The organism is Humitalea sp. 24SJ18S-53, from assembly GCF_050632385.1.
GTDB lineage: Bacteria > Pseudomonadota > Alphaproteobacteria > Acetobacterales > Acetobacteraceae > Humitalea.
Window position 1 is genome coordinate 4,069,781 of the sequence record NZ_CP192599.1, and the last position, 14,895, is coordinate 4,084,675.

Consider the following 14,895-nt stretch of genomic DNA (forward strand, 5'->3'; position numbering starts at 1 on the left):
TCACGCCACCTTGTATTGCGTCAGCACGGCGCGATCGACCTCGATCCCCAGGCCCGGCCCATCCGGCACGCGCACGATTCCCCTGTTCTGCACAATCGGATTCTGGGCCAGATGGTCGCGCAGGGGGTTTGGCGTCTGCTCGAATTCCAGCATCGGCGGCATGGGGCGGAAGGCCGGCGGCGTATCCGGCAAGGCAGCCAAAAACTGCACCGTCGCGGCCAGCCCGATCGCCGAGCCCCAGGCATGCGGCACGCATTCGACCCCATGCGCGGATGCCATGGCCGCGATCTTCCGGCATTCGCTGATGCCGCCCGCGGCACAGACATCCGGCTGCACGATATCCATCGCCTTGCGCGCGATCACGTCGCGGAAACCCCAGCGGGTAAAGTCATTCTCACCACCGGCCACGGCCATATCCAGCGCGCGTGTCACTTCGATATAGCCCTCGTGATCCTCCGGGCTGATCGGTTCCTCGAACCACAACAGGTCCAGCGGTTCCATCGCGCGACCCAGCCGGATCGCCTGCGGCACGGTAAAACAGTGATTGGCATCCACGGCGAGTTTCACATCCGGCCCAATCGCCTCGCGCACCGCCGCCACGCGCCGAAGATCGAGTTTCGGGTCCCCCAGCCCGATCTTCATCTTGATCGCGCGAAACCCTTGCTCGACGTATTTCTCCGCCTCCTCGACCGCTTCCTCCACCAACCGGTCCATGTCGATGAAATACAGGCCCGTCGCATAGGCCGTGACTTCCGTCCGATGCGCGCCGCCGATCAGCTTGTGGATCGGCTTCTTCACCGCACGTCCGATGATGTCCCACAATGCGATGTCGATGCCCGACAGCGCCGCGATGGTCATGCCGGTCAGGCCGTAATCCTTGATGCGGTTGTACAGGTCTTCCCACACCACCTCGACATCGAAGGGATCGCGGCCGATCACGCGGTTGCGATACTGCGTCTCGATGATCGTCTTGTTCACCGCCGCCGGGCCATAGCATTCGCCCCAGCCGGTGATGCCCTCATCGGTCAGGATCTCGACGATGCAGGACGCGCGCGTGGTGTAGAGCCAGCCGCGCGCGGAGGTGAAGGGCTGCTCCACCTTCGACTGCAACACATGGCAGATGACGTCAGTGACTTTCATTTTTCTTTGCTTTCCCCCCAGGCGAAAAAACTCACTCCTCGCGCGGTCGTCGCTTCAGCAATTCCAGCCAATAGCCCTCGACCCCGCGCAAATGCCCACCCATCGCGGCCTCAGCCCGGTCAGGGTCCCCCGCCGCCACGGCATCGCGCATCGCGACATGCTGCGCCTGCGACAGCGGCGCGCGCGTGCCATCGGCGAAATAGGCGCGGCGCCGGTTGCGCGACATCAGGTAGAAGGCGTTGACCACGCGCAGGAACACATGGTTCCCCGTCGCCTCGACCATCGCCAGGTGAAACGCCGCGTCATTGTCGGCCAGGTTTTTGCCGGCCGCGATCGCCGCCTCGCCCTCGGCCAGGATCGCGTCGATGCGGGCGATGTCATCCTCGTGCCGGCGTTCCGCGGCCAGGCGCACGGCCTGCATCTCCATGATGCGGCGCAGTTCCACGACCTCGCGCACCTCCGCCTCGGCCAGCGGCACGCCCAATTCGGCCTGCAAGACCATCGCCTCGATCGACCCCTGCCGCGCCACGGCACAGAGGTAGATGCCCGAATTCGGCCGGCGTTCGACGATCCGCAACGCCTCCAGCACCGCCAGCGCCTCCCGCACCGCGCCCCGACCCACGCCGAACCGCTCGGCCAATTCGCGTTCGGACGGCAGACGGTCCCCCGCCTCCAACCGCCGATGCACGATGAAGGGCAGCAACCGGCCGATCAGATGGGTCGAGTTTTGACTTGGCGCCGAACTGGTCATACCAGATTGGTAATACCAACCCAACGGCCCTGGCAAGGGCCATCAAGGAAGACGTCACGATGATCGTCGAACAACGCACCTACACGCTGCACGCCGGCAAGGTGGGCGCCTACCTCAAGCTCTACGAGGCGGAGGGCATCGCCATCCAGAAACCCATCCTGGGGCGCCTGGTCGGGTATTACTCGACCGAATTCGGCCCGCTGAACCAGGTCATCCACATGTGGGCCTATGAAAGCCTGGCCGAGCGCACCGAACGCCGTGCGCGGCTGATGGCCGATGCCGGATGGCAGGGCTACATCGCCAAGGTCCAGCCGCTTGTGCTGACGCAGGAGAACAAGCTGCTGCTCCCCGCGCCCTTCATGACGCTCGCCTGGGCGCCGTAGACGGGTCTACTCCACCCGCCGCTGCGGGTTGCGCCAGGCCAGCACGGCCGCGATCGCGGCATAACTGCCGATCGCGGCCAGCGCCACGCGAAAGGCGCTGGCCAGGTCCACCCGCGCCACCGCCAGCGCCTGCTCGCTCAGGGTCGCGGCCCCGGCCGGTCCCGATTCCAACAGGGTCACCACCGCCGCCATCCCGCCCGGCCCCGCGATCAGCGCCGCCGCCGCGAACAGGATCGTGCCCGTCAACGCTGCCCCCACCGCCGCCCCCAGCGACCGCGCCAGCGCGACCGACGACGCGGCGGCCCCCAGTTGCGCGCCCCCAGCCGCCATCTGCACCGTGGTCTGCACCGCAGGCATCACCGTCCCCAGCATCGGCGACAAGACCGCGAACCAGACCGGCAACCAATTCGTCGGCACCACCGGCAGCGCCACCGCCAAGCCGAACAGCCCCAGCGCGAAGCACGACATCCCGACACTCGGCAGGGTCATCAACCCGCCCGTCCGGCTCATGATCCGCCCCGCGATCAGCGCGCCCACCGCGATGCCGCCGGTCATCGGCAACAGGATCAAGCCCGATTCCGCCGGCGTCGCCCCCCGGACCACCTGCAAGTAAAACGGCAGGAAGGCGATCAGCGAGATCATCGTCGCCCCGTGGCACAGCGCCAGCCCATCGGCCATCCAGACCGCCGGCTTGCGCAGCAGCGCGATCGGCAGCAGCGGCGCTGTGACGCGGGCTTCCCATTTCAGCAGCAGCCAGACCAGCACCACCGACAGCGGCAGCAGCACCGCCGCGGTGATCAAATGCGACGATGTCGGATGCCGCAGCGATTCCAGCCCCAGCAGCGCCGCCGGCGCCGCCACGGCAAACATCGCCACCCCCGGCAGATCCAGCACCGCGCCAAACCGCCCGCCCGGCGCCCGCCCCTTTTCCAGCCGCAAGGCCAGCAGCACCGCCAGCACGCCCAGCGGCAGGTTGACCAGGAACACCGACCGCCAGCCGAAATTCTCCGCCAGCAACCCACCCAGCAACGGCCCGATGGTCGAGGCACAGAGGAAGATCGCCGCCAGATAACCCTGGAACCGCCCCCGCTGGCGCGGCGGAATCGTCTCCCCGATCAGCGCCTGCGACAGGGTCATCAACCCGCCGCCGCCAAACCCCTGGATCGCGCGCGCGGCCGACAACGTCTCGATGCTCTGGGCAAAGGCGCAGAGCACGCTGCCGACCAGCAGCATCGCCAGCGCCCCCAGCAGCATCCGCCGCCGCCCATAGGCATCGCCCAGCCGCCCATAGATGGGCGCCGAGACGCTGGTCGCGATCAGGAAGGAGACAACGACCCAGGGGACACGCTCCACCTGGCCCAGATCGGCCGCGATGGCCGGCAATGCGGTCGCCACGATGGTCTGGTCCACCGCGGCCAGGAACATCGGCACGGCGATGGAGGGAAACAGGCGGAAAAAGACAGCGCGCGGAACCTGGTCGCCGCCGCCCTCCGCCACGCGGGCTACGCCACGACCGAGGGGATGCTGGAACCGAGCGTCATTGGACTTTCCCCTATCGCGTCGCCGGCAAGTCTGTCGCGCGGCCAGTGGGGTCCGTCAACCGCGGGGGTCAGACGTGGAAACTCTCCCCGCAACCGCACCGCCCCTTCTCGTTCGGATTGATGAAGGTGAAGCCGGCGCTCATCGCCTTGACCTCATAATCCATCACCGTCCCGATCAGGAACAGGGTCGCCTTGCGGTCCACCAGGATAGTCAGCCCCTGGTCGGTCACCGTCTCATCCCCCGCACCGGGCGCATCGACCCAGTTCAGGTCGTAGGACATGCCCGAACAGCCCTTGGTCTTGACCGCGATGCGCAGCAACTGCCCGCCCTCGGCCTTGTCATACAGCGCGCGCAGCCGTTCGGCGGCGGCATCGCTGATCCGCATCAGGGGCGGCAGCGGGCGGCGGGCGCGGGTTTCGGTGGTGGTGGTGCTCATCGTGCGAAACCCCCCTCAGAACATGTTGAGCGCGAGGCGCGCGTCTTCGCTCATCCGCGTCGCATCCCAGGGCGGATCCCAGACGACCTCGACCGTCACATCGGTCACGCCCGGCACCATCCGCACCGATTCCTCGACCATCTGCGGCAATTCCTGCGCCGAGGGGCAGGAGGGCGTGGTCAAGGTCATCTCCACCTTCACCTTCCCGTCGTCGCCGATCTCGACCGCATACACCAGGCCGAGTTCATAGATATCGACCGGGATCTCCGGGTCGAAAACGGTCTTGATCATGTCGATCACCGCGACTTCCGGCACGCGCGGCAGGGCCTCGCCTTCCGGTGTCCAGGTCGCGTGCACTGGGGCCGTCACGGGGTTCTCACTCACTGCGTGCCTCCTCGGCGCTGCCGTCGAGCGCGTTGTTCAGCGTATGCCAGGCCAGGGTCGCGCATTTCACCCGCGACGGGAATTCATGCACGCCGGACAGCGGCGACAACCGTTCCATGTCATCGGCCAGCGCCGGATCGCAATGGGGGCAGGCGCCGGTCATCGCCAATTCGCGAAACGCCGCCCCCAGCGCCCGCGCCTGGTCGGGCGTCTTGTCGCGCACGGTTTCCGTCATCAGGCTGGCGCTGGCCACGCTGATCGCGCAGCCCCGCCCCTGGAAGGCAGCATCGGCGATGCGCCCGTCCTCGCCCAGAGCCAGGAACAGCTCCATACGGTCACCGCACAGGGGGTTGTCGCCCTTGGCGTGACGCGTCGCGTTCTCCAGCCTGCGAAAATTCCGCGGGCGGCGACCGTGGTCGAGGATGACCTCCTGGTAGAGGTCGCGCAGGTCATCGAACATCAGGCAAAAAACTTTCGGGCATGACCCAGGGCCTCGGCCAGAAAGTCGATTTCGGCCAAGGTCGTGTACATGCCAAAGGAGGCGCGGCAGGACCCATCCACCCCAAGTCGTGCGTGCAACGGCTCCGCGCAATGGCGCCCCGCGCGTACCGCGATCCCGGCGCGATCCAGCAATGTGGACAGGTCATGCGGATGCGCACCCTCCAGCGTGAAGGCGAAGACGCCCCCCCTGTCCTGCGCCCGCCCCAGGATCGACAACCCCGGCACCGCCGACAGCACCGCCATGGCATGGTCGGTCAGGATGCGCTCATGCGCCTCGATCGCGTCGAAGCCGATGGCGTTCACGTAGTCGATGGCGGCATGCAAGCCCACCGCCTCGATGATCGCGGGGGTCCCCGCCTCATGCTTGGCCGGCACCGGCGCCCATGTGGATTTTTCAAGCGTGACCTCGGCGATCATATCGCCCCCGCCATAGAGCGGCGGCATCGCCTCCAGCAGCCCAAGCCGCCCCCACAAGACGCCGATCCCGGTGGGGCCATACAGCTTGTGCCCGGTGAAAACATAGAAATCGCAGCCGATGGCCTGCACATCCTGCCGCCGGTGCACGGCCGCCTGGCTGCCATCCAGCAGCACCTTGGCACCCTTCGCATGCGCCAGCGCCACCACCCGCTCGGCCGGCACCACGGTGCCCAGCACGTTGGACATATGGGTGACGGCGACCAGCCCCACCCGCCCATCGGCCAGCAATTCCTCCAGATGGCCCAGGTCCAACTCGCCCGCATCGGTGATGCGGCAGACGCGCAATTCGATCCCGCGCCCCGCATCCCGCAGCATCTGCCAGGGCACCAGGTTGGCGTGGTGCTCCATCTCCGACACCACCACCGCCTGGCCCGGCGTCATCACGCCACGCCCATACCCATGGGCGACCATGTTGATCGCCTCGGTGCTGTTGCGGGTGAAGACGATCTCCCGGCTATCCGCGGCATTGATGAATTTTTGCACGGCCACCCGCGCCGCCTCAAAAGCCTCCGTCGCCACTTCCGACAGGTTGTAGGCACCGCGATGCACATTGGCATAAGCGGTTTCCATGCAGCGCGTCATCGCCGCGATCACCTGCCGCGGCTTTTGCGCGCTGGCCCCGGAATCCAGGAACACCAGCGGCTTGCCGCGCGGCGAGCTGGTGCCGAGGATCGGGAAGTCGGCGCGGATGCGCGCGACGTCCAGGCCGGGGTGCAGCGCGCCGTCCATCACGCGGCCTTCCATGAACGTGCCAGCACATCGCGCACGGCGTCGCGCGCGGCCTCTTCCGGCATCTGGGCAATGGCGTCCTGCACAAAGGCCTCCACCAACAGGATCCGCGCCTCCGCCTGCGGGATGCCGCGGCTGCGCAGGAAGAACAGCGCTTCCTCGTCCAGCGCGCCGATGGTGGCGCCATGGCTGCATTTCACGTCATCGGCGTAGATTTCCAACTGCGGCTTGGCGTCCATCTCCGCCTCCTCGCTCAGCAGCAGGGCCTGGTTCATCTGGTAGCCATCGGTTTTCTGCGCGATCTGGCGCACCAGGATCTTGCCCTGGAACACCCCCCGCGACCGCCCGGCCAGGACGGTCTTATACGTCTGCCGGCTCGCACAGCCTGGTGCGGCATGGTCGAGGTAGGTCGAGGTATCGCAAACCCGCGTCCCATCCAGCAATTGCGCGCCATTCAGATGCGCCGCCGCCCCGGTCCCGTTCAGCGCCACATGCAATTCATTGCGCGTGATCCGCCCGCCCAGGTTCAGGGCAAAACTGTCATAGGTCGCACCCGCCGCGCAGCGCACCGCGATATTCGCCAGGTGAAAGGCCTCCGGCGCCTCGGTATTCAGCCGCAAATGCGTCAGCCGCGCCCCCGGCCCCAGGTCGATCTCGAACACCGGGTTGTGCAGCACGGCGACCCCGGCGGCGGAGATATTCCGCTCCACCAGCAACAGGCTCGCCCCAGCCCCCAGCCGGATCACATGCCGCGGATGAAACGCCACCGGATGCGCATCCGACGCCGAAATCAGATCCAGCGTGCCGCCATCGGTCCCCGCCGGCAGGTCCAGCAAAAGTCCGTCCTCGAACAGCATGCTGTTCAGCGCCACCATCGGCAGCGCGGCATCGGCGATGCCGGATGTCGCGGCCAGCGGATCGGCCCCGACCGTCGCCTGGTGCGTGGACAAATCCGCGCGGAACCGGCCATCGACGAACACCGCCCGCTGCGCCCCCGTCTCCGGTGGCAGCGCCACTGCGCCATCCACGGCGGTCAGCGGTTCGTGGAACGGCGCCTGGGCGATGGCGTTCAGGTCGGTGTATTTCCACGCCTCGGCGCGGCGGGTCGGGAAGCCCAGGGTGCGGAAGGTCTCGGCCGCCGCCGCGCGCAGCCGCGCCACGGCGACCATCCGCCCACCCGGCAACTGCTCCCGCAGGCCCTCATACCGCCCCAGGAACCCCGCAGCCCCCGTCGCCATCGCGCTCATGCCGCCGCCTTCACCACGCCGGCATAGCCTTCCACTTCCAGCTTCTTCGCCAGATCCGGCCCGCCCGAGGTGATGATCCGCCCGGCCGACAGCACATGCACCCGGTCCGGCACGATATGGTCCAGCAAGCGCTGGTAATGCGTGATCACCAGCGCCGAGAACGCCGGGCTGCGCATGATGTTCACCGTATCAGACACCAGCTTCAGCGCATCGATGTCCAAGCCGCTGTCCGTCTCATCCAGGATCGCGAATTTCGGCGCCAGCAGCGCCATTTGCAGCATCTCGTTGCGCTTCTTCTCGCCGCCGGAAAAGCCTTCGTTGACGCCGCGCTTCAGCATCTCGTCCTTCATGCCCAGCGCCGCCATTTTTCCACGCACGATCTTCAGGAACTGCATGGCGTCGTATTCGGACTCACCACGGCCGCGACGGATCGCGTTCAGCGCGGTGCGCAGAAAGGTCGCATTGCCGACACCCGGCAGTTCCACCGGGCTCTGGAAGGCCAGGAACAACCCCGCCGCCGCCCGCTCCTCCGGCTCCATCGCCAGCAAATCCTGGCCTTCGAAGGTGGCGGTACCCTCGATCACCTCATACCCGCCGCGCCCGGCCAGCACATAGGACAGCGTGGACTTGCCCGACCCGTTCGGGCCCATGATCGCGTGCACTTCGCCCGACGGCACGGTCAAGGTCAGCCCGTTGAGGATCCGCTTGCCTTCGACCTCGACGTGGAGATTTTCGATCCGCAACATGTCAGCCAACACTTCCTTCAAGAGAAATCTGCAACAGTTTCTGGGCCTCGACGGCGAATTCCATCGGCAATTCCTTCAGCACTTCGCGGCAGAAGCCGTTCACGATCATGCCGACCGCGTCTTCCTGCGAAAGCCCGCGCTGGCGGCAGTAGAACAACTGGTCTTCCGCGATGCGGCTGGTCGTCGCCTCGTGTTCCACCTTCGCCGTCAGACAGCGGTTCTCGATATAGGGCACGGTATGCGCGCCGCACTGGTCGCCGATCAGCAGGCTGTCGCACTGGGTGTAGTTGCGCGCGCCCGTCGCCTTGGCGCCGATCCGCACCAACCCGCGATAGGTGTTCTGCCCATGCCCGGCCGAAATGCCCTTCGACACGATGGTGGACTTGGTGTTCTTGCCGATGTGGAACATCTTTGTCCCGGTATCGGCCTGCTGGCGGTTGTTGGTGATGGCGACCGAATAGAATTCGCCGACCGAACCCTCGCCCTGCAGGATGCATGAAGGATACTTCCAGGTGATGGCGCTGCCGGTTTCCACCTGCGTCCATGACACCTTGCTGCGCGCGCCGCGACAGGCCGCCCGCTTGGTGACGAAATTGTAGATGCCGCCCTTGCCCTCGGCATCGCCGGGATACCAGTTCTGGACCGTGCTGTACTTGATCGTCGCATCATCCAGCGCGACCAGTTCCACCACCGCGGCGTGCAACTGGTTCTCATCGCGCATCGGCGCGGTGCAGCCTTCCAGATAGGAAACCGTGCTGCCCTCATCCGCGATGATCAAGGTCCGCTCGAACTGGCCGGTGCTCTTGGCATTGATCCGGAAGTAGGTGGACAGCTCCATCGGGCAGCGCACGCCCTTGGGGATGTAGACAAACGACCCATCGGTAAACACCGCGCAGTTCAGCGCCGCGAAGAAATTGTCGCCCTGCGGCACCACGGACCCTAGGTACTTCCGCACCAACTCGGGATGCTCACGCACCGCCTCGCTGATCGCGCAAAAAATGATCCCGTCCTTGGCCAGGCGTTCCTTGTAGGATGTCGCCACCGACACGCTGTCGAAGACCGCGTCGATCGCCACCGGCATTCGCCCCGTCTCGGCGTCCGGGCTCGGCGCGATGCCTTGCAGCCATTCCTGCTCGCGCAGCGGAATGCCCAGCTTGGCGTAGGTCTTCAACAGTTCAGGATCGACCTCTTCCAGGCTTTTCGGCGCGGACTTGGTCTTCGGCGCGGCGTAGTAGTACGCATCCTGGTAGTCGATCTTGGGGTAGCCGACGGCCGCCCAACGCGGCTCCTCCATCGTCTTCCAGAGCGCAAACGCCTTCAGCCGCCATTCCAGCAGCCACTCGGGCTCCTCCTTCTTGGCGCTGATGAAGCGAACGATGTCCTCGTTCAGCCCCTTGGGGGCGAACTCCATCTCGATGTCGGTCTCAAAACCCCATTTGTAGCCGCCATCATTGACGGTCTGGACGGTTTCGAGGGTCTCGGCGACAGCGGGCATATCTTTGTCGTCCTACTCGGCGGCCAGCGAACTGGCGGCGATGTGGGCAGTCTTGTGCGGGGTCGGTGCCGGGCGTTGCAGATCGGCCAGGGTGATGGCTGACAGGGCCGCCCGTACGGCCGCGTTCACCGGGTCCCACCGGCCACGCACCGGGCAGGTCGCCTCCGCATCGCAGCCGCCAATGGCGCCATCGACGCAGGCGGTCAACGCGATCGGCCCATCCACTGCGACGATGACATCCGACAACGGCATCGACGACAGCGGCCGCGCCAGGCGATAGCCGCCCTGGGCACCGCGCGTGCTGATGACGAGATCGGACTGCGCCAGCACCTTCAGCACCTTGGCCACGGTCGGTTCCGCGATCCCGGTCGCCGCCGCCAGCCCGGGGGCCGAAGCCGCACCGCCCAGATCATCGAGCCGGGTCATCACCACCACGGCGTAATCCGTCAGTTTCGACAGGCGCAACACCGCACCAATATCCTCTCGAATGATACCGGACTGCAATAGTCCCGTATGGGTGGCAAATGCGCCCGCCCCCCCGCTACGTCAAGCAGCGCGTCTTGCCGCATCGCGTCACCGCGAACAGGATGCGCGCAACCCAGACCGGACGGAGCCACATGCCTTACTTGACCACCGATGATGGCGTTGCCTTGCATTACGAGGATGTCGGCGAAGGCACGCCGATGGTGTTCGTCCATGAATTCGCCGGCGACCACCGGTCCTGGGAGCCGCAGCTGCGCTTCTTCTCCCGTCGCTACCGCTGCATCGCCTTCGACGCGCGGGGCTATCTGCCGTCGGATGTGCCGCCCACCCCGGCCTCCTACAGCCAGGACCGCGCGACCGACGACATCGCCGCCATCATCAAGGGCCTGAACCTGGCCCCCGCTCATGTCGTCGGCCTGTCCATGGGCGCTTTTGCTACCCTGCATCTCGGCCTGCGCCACGCCCCGCTCGCCCGCAGCCTGGTCGCCGCCGGCGTCGGCTATGGCGCCGCCCCCGGCAAGCGAGAGCAATTCCAGGCCGAGGTCGAAATCACCGCCGGAAAAATCCGCGACCAGGGCATGGACAAGATGGCCGACATCTACGGCCGCGGCCCGACCCGCCTGCAATACGAGCGCAAGGACCCGCGCGGCTTCGCCGAATTCATCGCCCAACTGGCCGAACATTCGACCCTGGGCAGCACCAATACCATGCTGGGCGTCCAGCGCGTCCGCCCCGCCCTGGGCGACCTGGAAGCCGGTTTCGCCGCGATGAAGGTGCCCACCCTGATCATCGCCGGCGACGAGGACGACCCCACCCTGGAACCGGCCCTGTTCCTCAAGCGCACCATTGCCTCGGCGGCGCTGCTGGTCATGCCGCATTGCGGGCACACGATGAACCTGGAGGACCCGGACGCCTTCAACCGCGCCGTGCTGGATTTCGTCACCATGGTCGATGCCGGCCGCTGGCCGCTGCGCGACCCCAGCACCCAGGCCGGCGGGATCTTGGGCGGCGGCCAGAAGTGAGCGGCACGGTCCCGCGCATCGCCTCGCTGGACCATCTGGCGCCGGGGGACAGTTTCGACCTCGGCACCCTGTCGCTGCCGCGGGAAGAGGTGCTGGCCTTCGCCACGCGCTTCGACCCGCAGCCCTTCCACCTTGATGACGCGGCGGCGGCCGAGAGCATCTTCCGCACACTGGTCGCCTCCGGCCTGCACACGCTTTCGGCGGTTTTTGGCCGGCTGATCACCTCGGGGTTGATCGCCGACGTCTCCCTCGGCGGCAACCAGATGGATGTGAAATGGCCCGCCCCCCTCCGCCCGGATGAGGAAGTGGCCGTGCGGGTGGAGGTGCTGGACCTGCGGCCCTCCGCCAGCCGCGCCAGCCTGGGCATCGCCCGGCTGCGCTATGTCGCGACGCGGACGGCCGATGGGGTGATCGTGCTGGACGCGACCGGCACCCATTTTTTGAAGCGCTAGGGCTATGACGTGGCCGCAACGGCCCTATCTTTGCATGATCTTCCCCTCATGCGCTTCCCCCGGATCCTGACGCCATGACACAGACCGCACCGGCCAGCCGCCGGCGCCGCCTCGGCTTGGCCCTGGCCCTGGCCCTGGCCCTGATTGCCGGCCTGGCAGGGCCGACAATGGCGCATGATTGCCCGGCCACCGCGCCCGAACCGGTGCGCCTGCCCGAACTCGCCGCCGACCTCGCCGCCCGGCGCCCCATCACCATCGTCGCCCTCGGCTCCTCCTCGACCGAGGGCAGCGGCGCCTCGGGGCCGGATGCGACCTACCCGGCCCGTTTGCAGGCGGGGCTGCGCGCCGCCCTGCCGGGGCGCGAGATCACCGTGCTGAACAAGGGCATCGGCGGCCAGGACGCGGCCGAAATGCTGCTGCGGCTGGAGCCCGATGCCCTGGCCCACGACCCCGCGCTGATCATCTGGCAGGTCGGCACCAATGGCGCCCTGCGCCGCCATTCGCCCGACCGTTTCCGCGAGATGATGACCGTCGGCGTGGAGCGCGCCGTGGCCGCCGGCGCGAATGTGCTGCTGGTCGACAGCCAGCGCGGCGCCTGGTCGCACGCCGCCCCCGAACGCGCCGCCTTCGACCAGGTGCTGGCCGACCTGGCGAATCGCCCAGGCGTGGCCCTGTTCCGCCGTGGCGCGCTGATGGATGCCTGGGCCGCGCGCGGCACCCCGCCCGAAGCAATGCTGACCGCCGACGCGCTGCATCACAATGACCGCGGCTATGCCTGCCTGGCCGCGGCAATCACAGTGGCCATCGTGCAGGGCCTGCCGCCGCAGCCGGCGGCTTTGACACCAATGGCGTCGCGCATGCCGTAACGGCCGCTACAAGCATTATATTCATTCCCCCTTGCATTCGCACTTGACGCAATCAGTGGTGTAAATTTAGTCCTGTAAAATGTCATTACAACTCAACTGCAACGATGCTGACACGGCACAGCCCGTCCAGACGCCGGGCCTGGCGGCTGCGGGTTCCGTTGCACGGCCATTGCATGCCGTGGCGCCAGCCGGGTTGGCGGCATTCCTCGACAGCTTGCCGCCGGACCAGGCCGGTTTCCTGCGCGCGGCGGGATTCGCGGCCAAGGCCGGAAGCGTGATGCTGCTGCCCGGCCCCGGCGGGGTCGCCGGCGCCGTGCTGGGCCTGGATGATGCCGCCTTGGACAGCCCCTGGACCTATGGCGGCCTGCCGCTGGCACTGCCGGAGGCCAGCGTGTGGCGCCTGGCCTCCGGCGCCGATCCGATGGCGGCAACGCTCGGCTGGTTGCTCGGCGCCTATCGTTTCGACCGGTACCGCAGCCGAAAATCCGCCACCCCCGCCCTTCTGGCCATCCCCCCGGGGACCGAGGCGGCGGTCGCCCAGGCCCACGCCATCTGCATGGCGCGCAACCTGATCAACACCCCGGCCGAGGATGGCGGCCCCGCCGCCCTGGCCGATGCCGTCGCCACGGTCGCCGCCCGGCACGGCGCACAGTTTGACCTCATCGAAGGCGATGCGGTCGCCACCGGCTTTCCCGCGCTGCATGCCGTCGGGCGTGCCGCGGCCCCCGGCCGGCAACCGCGCGTCGCGATGCTGCGCTGGAGTCACCCAGGCGGCGATCCAGCCGATCCGCTTGTCGTCCTGTGCGGCAAGGGCGTGTGCTTCGACACCGGCGGGCTTGATCTGAAGCCGGCCGAGGGCATGCGCCGGATGAAGAAGGACATGGGTGGGGCGGCCATGATGCTGGCGCTCGCCGATGTGCTGATGGCGGCCAAGACCCGCCTGCGGCTGCTGCTGCTGGTGGGCGCGGTCGAAAACAGCGTCGGCCCGGATGCCTTCCGCCCCGGCGACGTGTTGCGCACCCGCCTCGGGTTGACTGTCGAAGTGGGCAATACAGACGCGGAAGGTCGCCTGGTTCTGGCCGATCTTCTTGCCTATGGGGCCGAACAACGGCCGGCGCTGCTCCTCGACGCGGCGACCCTGACGGGGGCCGCCCGGGTCGCGCTCGGGCCCGACCTTCCGGCATTGTTCACAGATGATGCGCCATTGTTGCAATGCTTGCTTGACAGTGCAAAACGTGTCCACGATCCCGTGTGGCAGCTACCCTTGCATTCCAGTTACGATTCGTGGCTGGACAGTTCGGTAGCAGATATGAATAACGTCGCGTCTAAACCGATGGCCGGCGCTGTTATCGCGGCCCTGTTCCTTCGCAGGTTTGTGCCAGAGGGGGTTCCCTGGGCGCATATTGATACTTATGCATGGAACGATACATCACGTGCCGGACGACCCGAGGGTGGCGAGTGTCCCGGGCTACGCACACTGCTCGATGGCGTCACGGCGTGGCTGTCAACAGGCCGTGACAGATCCGGAGCAAATAGCGCAAGCGTTACGCACCAGTCGCGTGACAAGTAACTGGATAGTTTTCCAGACATTGGTGGCAATCAGCCCCGAATGTGCCGTAAAGGGCGCATGACAACAATCTTCTCAAGCCTCGGCAAAGGCGCTACGCCACGCCGAACAACAAGAAAAGGACATGTCGAATGACCGTCATTCTCTCCCCCGACCAGTTGGTCACCGTCCTCAGGGACACCACAGTGGCACTCGTCCGCCGCGATGGCCCGGATCTGTCGGCCCGGCAGCAGGCCGTGTTCCTGACCGTCTACCTCGATGAGGGTCCGCATACGGTGCGTGGCCTGGCCGCGGCGCTGAATGTGTCCAAGCCGGCGATCACCCGCGCCCTCGACCGCCTGGGCGACCTGGACCTGGCCCGCCGCAAGACCGACCCCGCCGATCGCCGCAGCGTCCTGGTGCAGCGCACCGTCAAGGGGTCCGCCCTGCTGAAGGAGTTGCGCACGACGATGGCCGATGCCGAACAGGCGATCCGGACCGGCGGCGTGGTGCCTGGCCTGCCGGCGAATACGGAAGCGCGCGCCCGCAAGGCGGTCTGACCCATCCAGCCACAGCGGGCAGCCGGCCATGCGCAGGCTGCCCCGCTGGCGGGGTTTTTCATACCGTAAAGTTACCGTTCTGTCATGTTTTGACCGTGCGGCGTCAGTCTCTTGGCCACGCTCACGACGGGCGAT

At 67.0% G+C, this 14,895-nt stretch carries 17 protein-coding genes; 6 read left to right on the plus strand and 11 right to left on the minus strand.

Annotation, left to right across the window (positions count from 1 at the left end; all coding sequences use genetic code 11):
* On the minus strand, nucleotides 1–1,140 hold the full coding sequence (locus tag ACQW02_RS19330) for a mandelate racemase/muconate lactonizing enzyme family protein (protein WP_431281543.1): 1,140 nt from the start codon (nucleotides 1,138–1,140) through the stop codon (nucleotides 1–3).
* 31 nt (nucleotides 1,141–1,171) lie between these two features.
* The gene (locus ACQW02_RS19335; RefSeq protein WP_431281544.1) at nucleotides 1,172–1,843 is read right to left on the minus strand and encodes a FadR/GntR family transcriptional regulator; all 672 of its coding nucleotides are present in this window, start codon (nucleotides 1,841–1,843) and stop codon (nucleotides 1,172–1,174) included.
* Between the two features lie 107 nt (nucleotides 1,844–1,950).
* Between ACQW02_RS19335 and ACQW02_RS19340 the strand changes: the two genes are divergently transcribed.
* Nucleotides 1,951–2,274: an NIPSNAP family protein gene (locus tag ACQW02_RS19340; RefSeq protein WP_431281545.1), complete on the plus strand. Its 324-nt coding sequence runs from the start codon at nucleotides 1,951–1,953 to the stop codon at nucleotides 2,272–2,274.
* Nucleotides 2,275–2,280: 6 nt separating this feature from the next.
* Here ACQW02_RS19340 and ACQW02_RS19345 read toward each other — a convergent pair whose 3' ends face one another.
* The 9 genes from ACQW02_RS19345 to ACQW02_RS19385 all read right to left on the minus strand — a co-directional run bounded on the left by ACQW02_RS19345 (nucleotide 2,281) and on the right by ACQW02_RS19385 (nucleotide 10,299).
* A complete protein-coding gene (locus ACQW02_RS19345) occupies nucleotides 2,281–3,771 on the minus strand; it encodes an MFS transporter (protein ID WP_431281546.1) in 1,491 nt (496 codons plus the stop codon).
* A gap of 112 nt (nucleotides 3,772–3,883) precedes the next feature.
* Nucleotides 3,884–4,252 (minus strand): HesB/IscA family protein, encoded by a 369-nt coding sequence (locus tag ACQW02_RS19350; RefSeq protein WP_431281547.1) that lies wholly within the window; start codon nucleotides 4,250–4,252, stop codon nucleotides 3,884–3,886.
* Nucleotides 4,253–4,267: 15 nt separating this feature from the next.
* Nucleotides 4,268–4,636 carry an SUF system Fe-S cluster assembly protein gene (locus ACQW02_RS19355; protein ID WP_431281548.1) on the minus strand — a complete coding sequence of 123 codons (369 nt, stop codon included), beginning with the start codon at nucleotides 4,634–4,636 and terminating at the stop codon, nucleotides 4,268–4,270.
* On the minus strand, nucleotides 4,629–5,096 hold the full coding sequence (sufU, locus tag ACQW02_RS19360; protein WP_431281549.1) for a Fe-S cluster assembly sulfur transfer protein SufU: 468 nt from the start codon (nucleotides 5,094–5,096) through the stop codon (nucleotides 4,629–4,631). The genes ACQW02_RS19355 and sufU overlap by 8 nt, the downstream gene beginning before the upstream one ends.
* Nucleotides 5,096–6,343 (minus strand): aminotransferase class V-fold PLP-dependent enzyme, encoded by a 1,248-nt coding sequence (locus ACQW02_RS19365; protein ID WP_431281550.1) that lies wholly within the window; start codon nucleotides 6,341–6,343, stop codon nucleotides 5,096–5,098. The genes sufU and ACQW02_RS19365 overlap by 1 nt, the downstream gene beginning before the upstream one ends.
* The gene (gene sufD / locus ACQW02_RS19370) at nucleotides 6,343–7,590 is read right to left on the minus strand and encodes a Fe-S cluster assembly protein SufD (protein ID WP_431281551.1); all 1,248 of its coding nucleotides are present in this window, start codon (nucleotides 7,588–7,590) and stop codon (nucleotides 6,343–6,345) included. Before sufD ends, ACQW02_RS19365 begins: the two co-directional genes overlap by 1 nt.
* The gene (gene sufC, locus ACQW02_RS19375; RefSeq protein WP_431281552.1) at nucleotides 7,587–8,336 is read right to left on the minus strand and encodes a Fe-S cluster assembly ATPase SufC; all 750 of its coding nucleotides are present in this window, start codon (nucleotides 8,334–8,336) and stop codon (nucleotides 7,587–7,589) included. Before sufC ends, sufD begins: the two co-directional genes overlap by 4 nt.
* Nucleotide 8,337: 1 nt before the next feature.
* Nucleotides 8,338–9,831, minus strand: coding sequence for a Fe-S cluster assembly protein SufB (sufB, locus tag ACQW02_RS19380; RefSeq protein ID WP_431281553.1), 1,494 nt, complete (start codon nucleotides 9,829–9,831; stop codon nucleotides 8,338–8,340).
* A gap of 12 nt (nucleotides 9,832–9,843) precedes the next feature.
* The gene (locus tag ACQW02_RS19385) at nucleotides 9,844–10,299 is read right to left on the minus strand and encodes an SUF system Fe-S cluster assembly regulator (RefSeq protein ID WP_431281554.1); all 456 of its coding nucleotides are present in this window, start codon (nucleotides 10,297–10,299) and stop codon (nucleotides 9,844–9,846) included.
* Between the two features lie 149 nt (nucleotides 10,300–10,448).
* Between ACQW02_RS19385 and ACQW02_RS19390 the strand changes: the two genes are divergently transcribed.
* The 5 genes from ACQW02_RS19390 to ACQW02_RS19410 all read left to right on the plus strand — a co-directional run bounded on the left by ACQW02_RS19390 (nucleotide 10,449) and on the right by ACQW02_RS19410 (nucleotide 14,760).
* Nucleotides 10,449–11,336, plus strand: coding sequence for an alpha/beta fold hydrolase (locus ACQW02_RS19390; protein ID WP_431281555.1), 888 nt, complete (start codon nucleotides 10,449–10,451; stop codon nucleotides 11,334–11,336).
* The gene (locus ACQW02_RS19395) at nucleotides 11,333–11,788 is read left to right on the plus strand and encodes a MaoC/PaaZ C-terminal domain-containing protein (protein WP_431281556.1); all 456 of its coding nucleotides are present in this window, start codon (nucleotides 11,333–11,335) and stop codon (nucleotides 11,786–11,788) included. Before ACQW02_RS19390 ends, ACQW02_RS19395 begins: the two co-directional genes overlap by 4 nt.
* Before the next feature lie 74 nt (nucleotides 11,789–11,862).
* Complete coding sequence (locus ACQW02_RS19400) at nucleotides 11,863–12,654, plus strand: SGNH/GDSL hydrolase family protein (RefSeq protein WP_431281557.1); 792 nt, start codon at nucleotides 11,863–11,865, stop codon at nucleotides 12,652–12,654.
* A 193-nt stretch (nucleotides 12,655–12,847) separates the two neighbouring features.
* Nucleotides 12,848–14,224 carry a leucyl aminopeptidase family protein gene (locus ACQW02_RS19405; protein WP_431281558.1) on the plus strand — a complete coding sequence of 459 codons (1,377 nt, stop codon included), beginning with the start codon at nucleotides 12,848–12,850 and terminating at the stop codon, nucleotides 14,222–14,224.
* A 128-nt stretch (nucleotides 14,225–14,352) separates the two neighbouring features.
* A complete protein-coding gene (locus ACQW02_RS19410; protein WP_431281559.1) occupies nucleotides 14,353–14,760 on the plus strand; it encodes a MarR family transcriptional regulator in 408 nt (135 codons plus the stop codon).
* The last annotated feature ends 135 nt before the right edge of the window (nucleotides 14,761–14,895 follow it).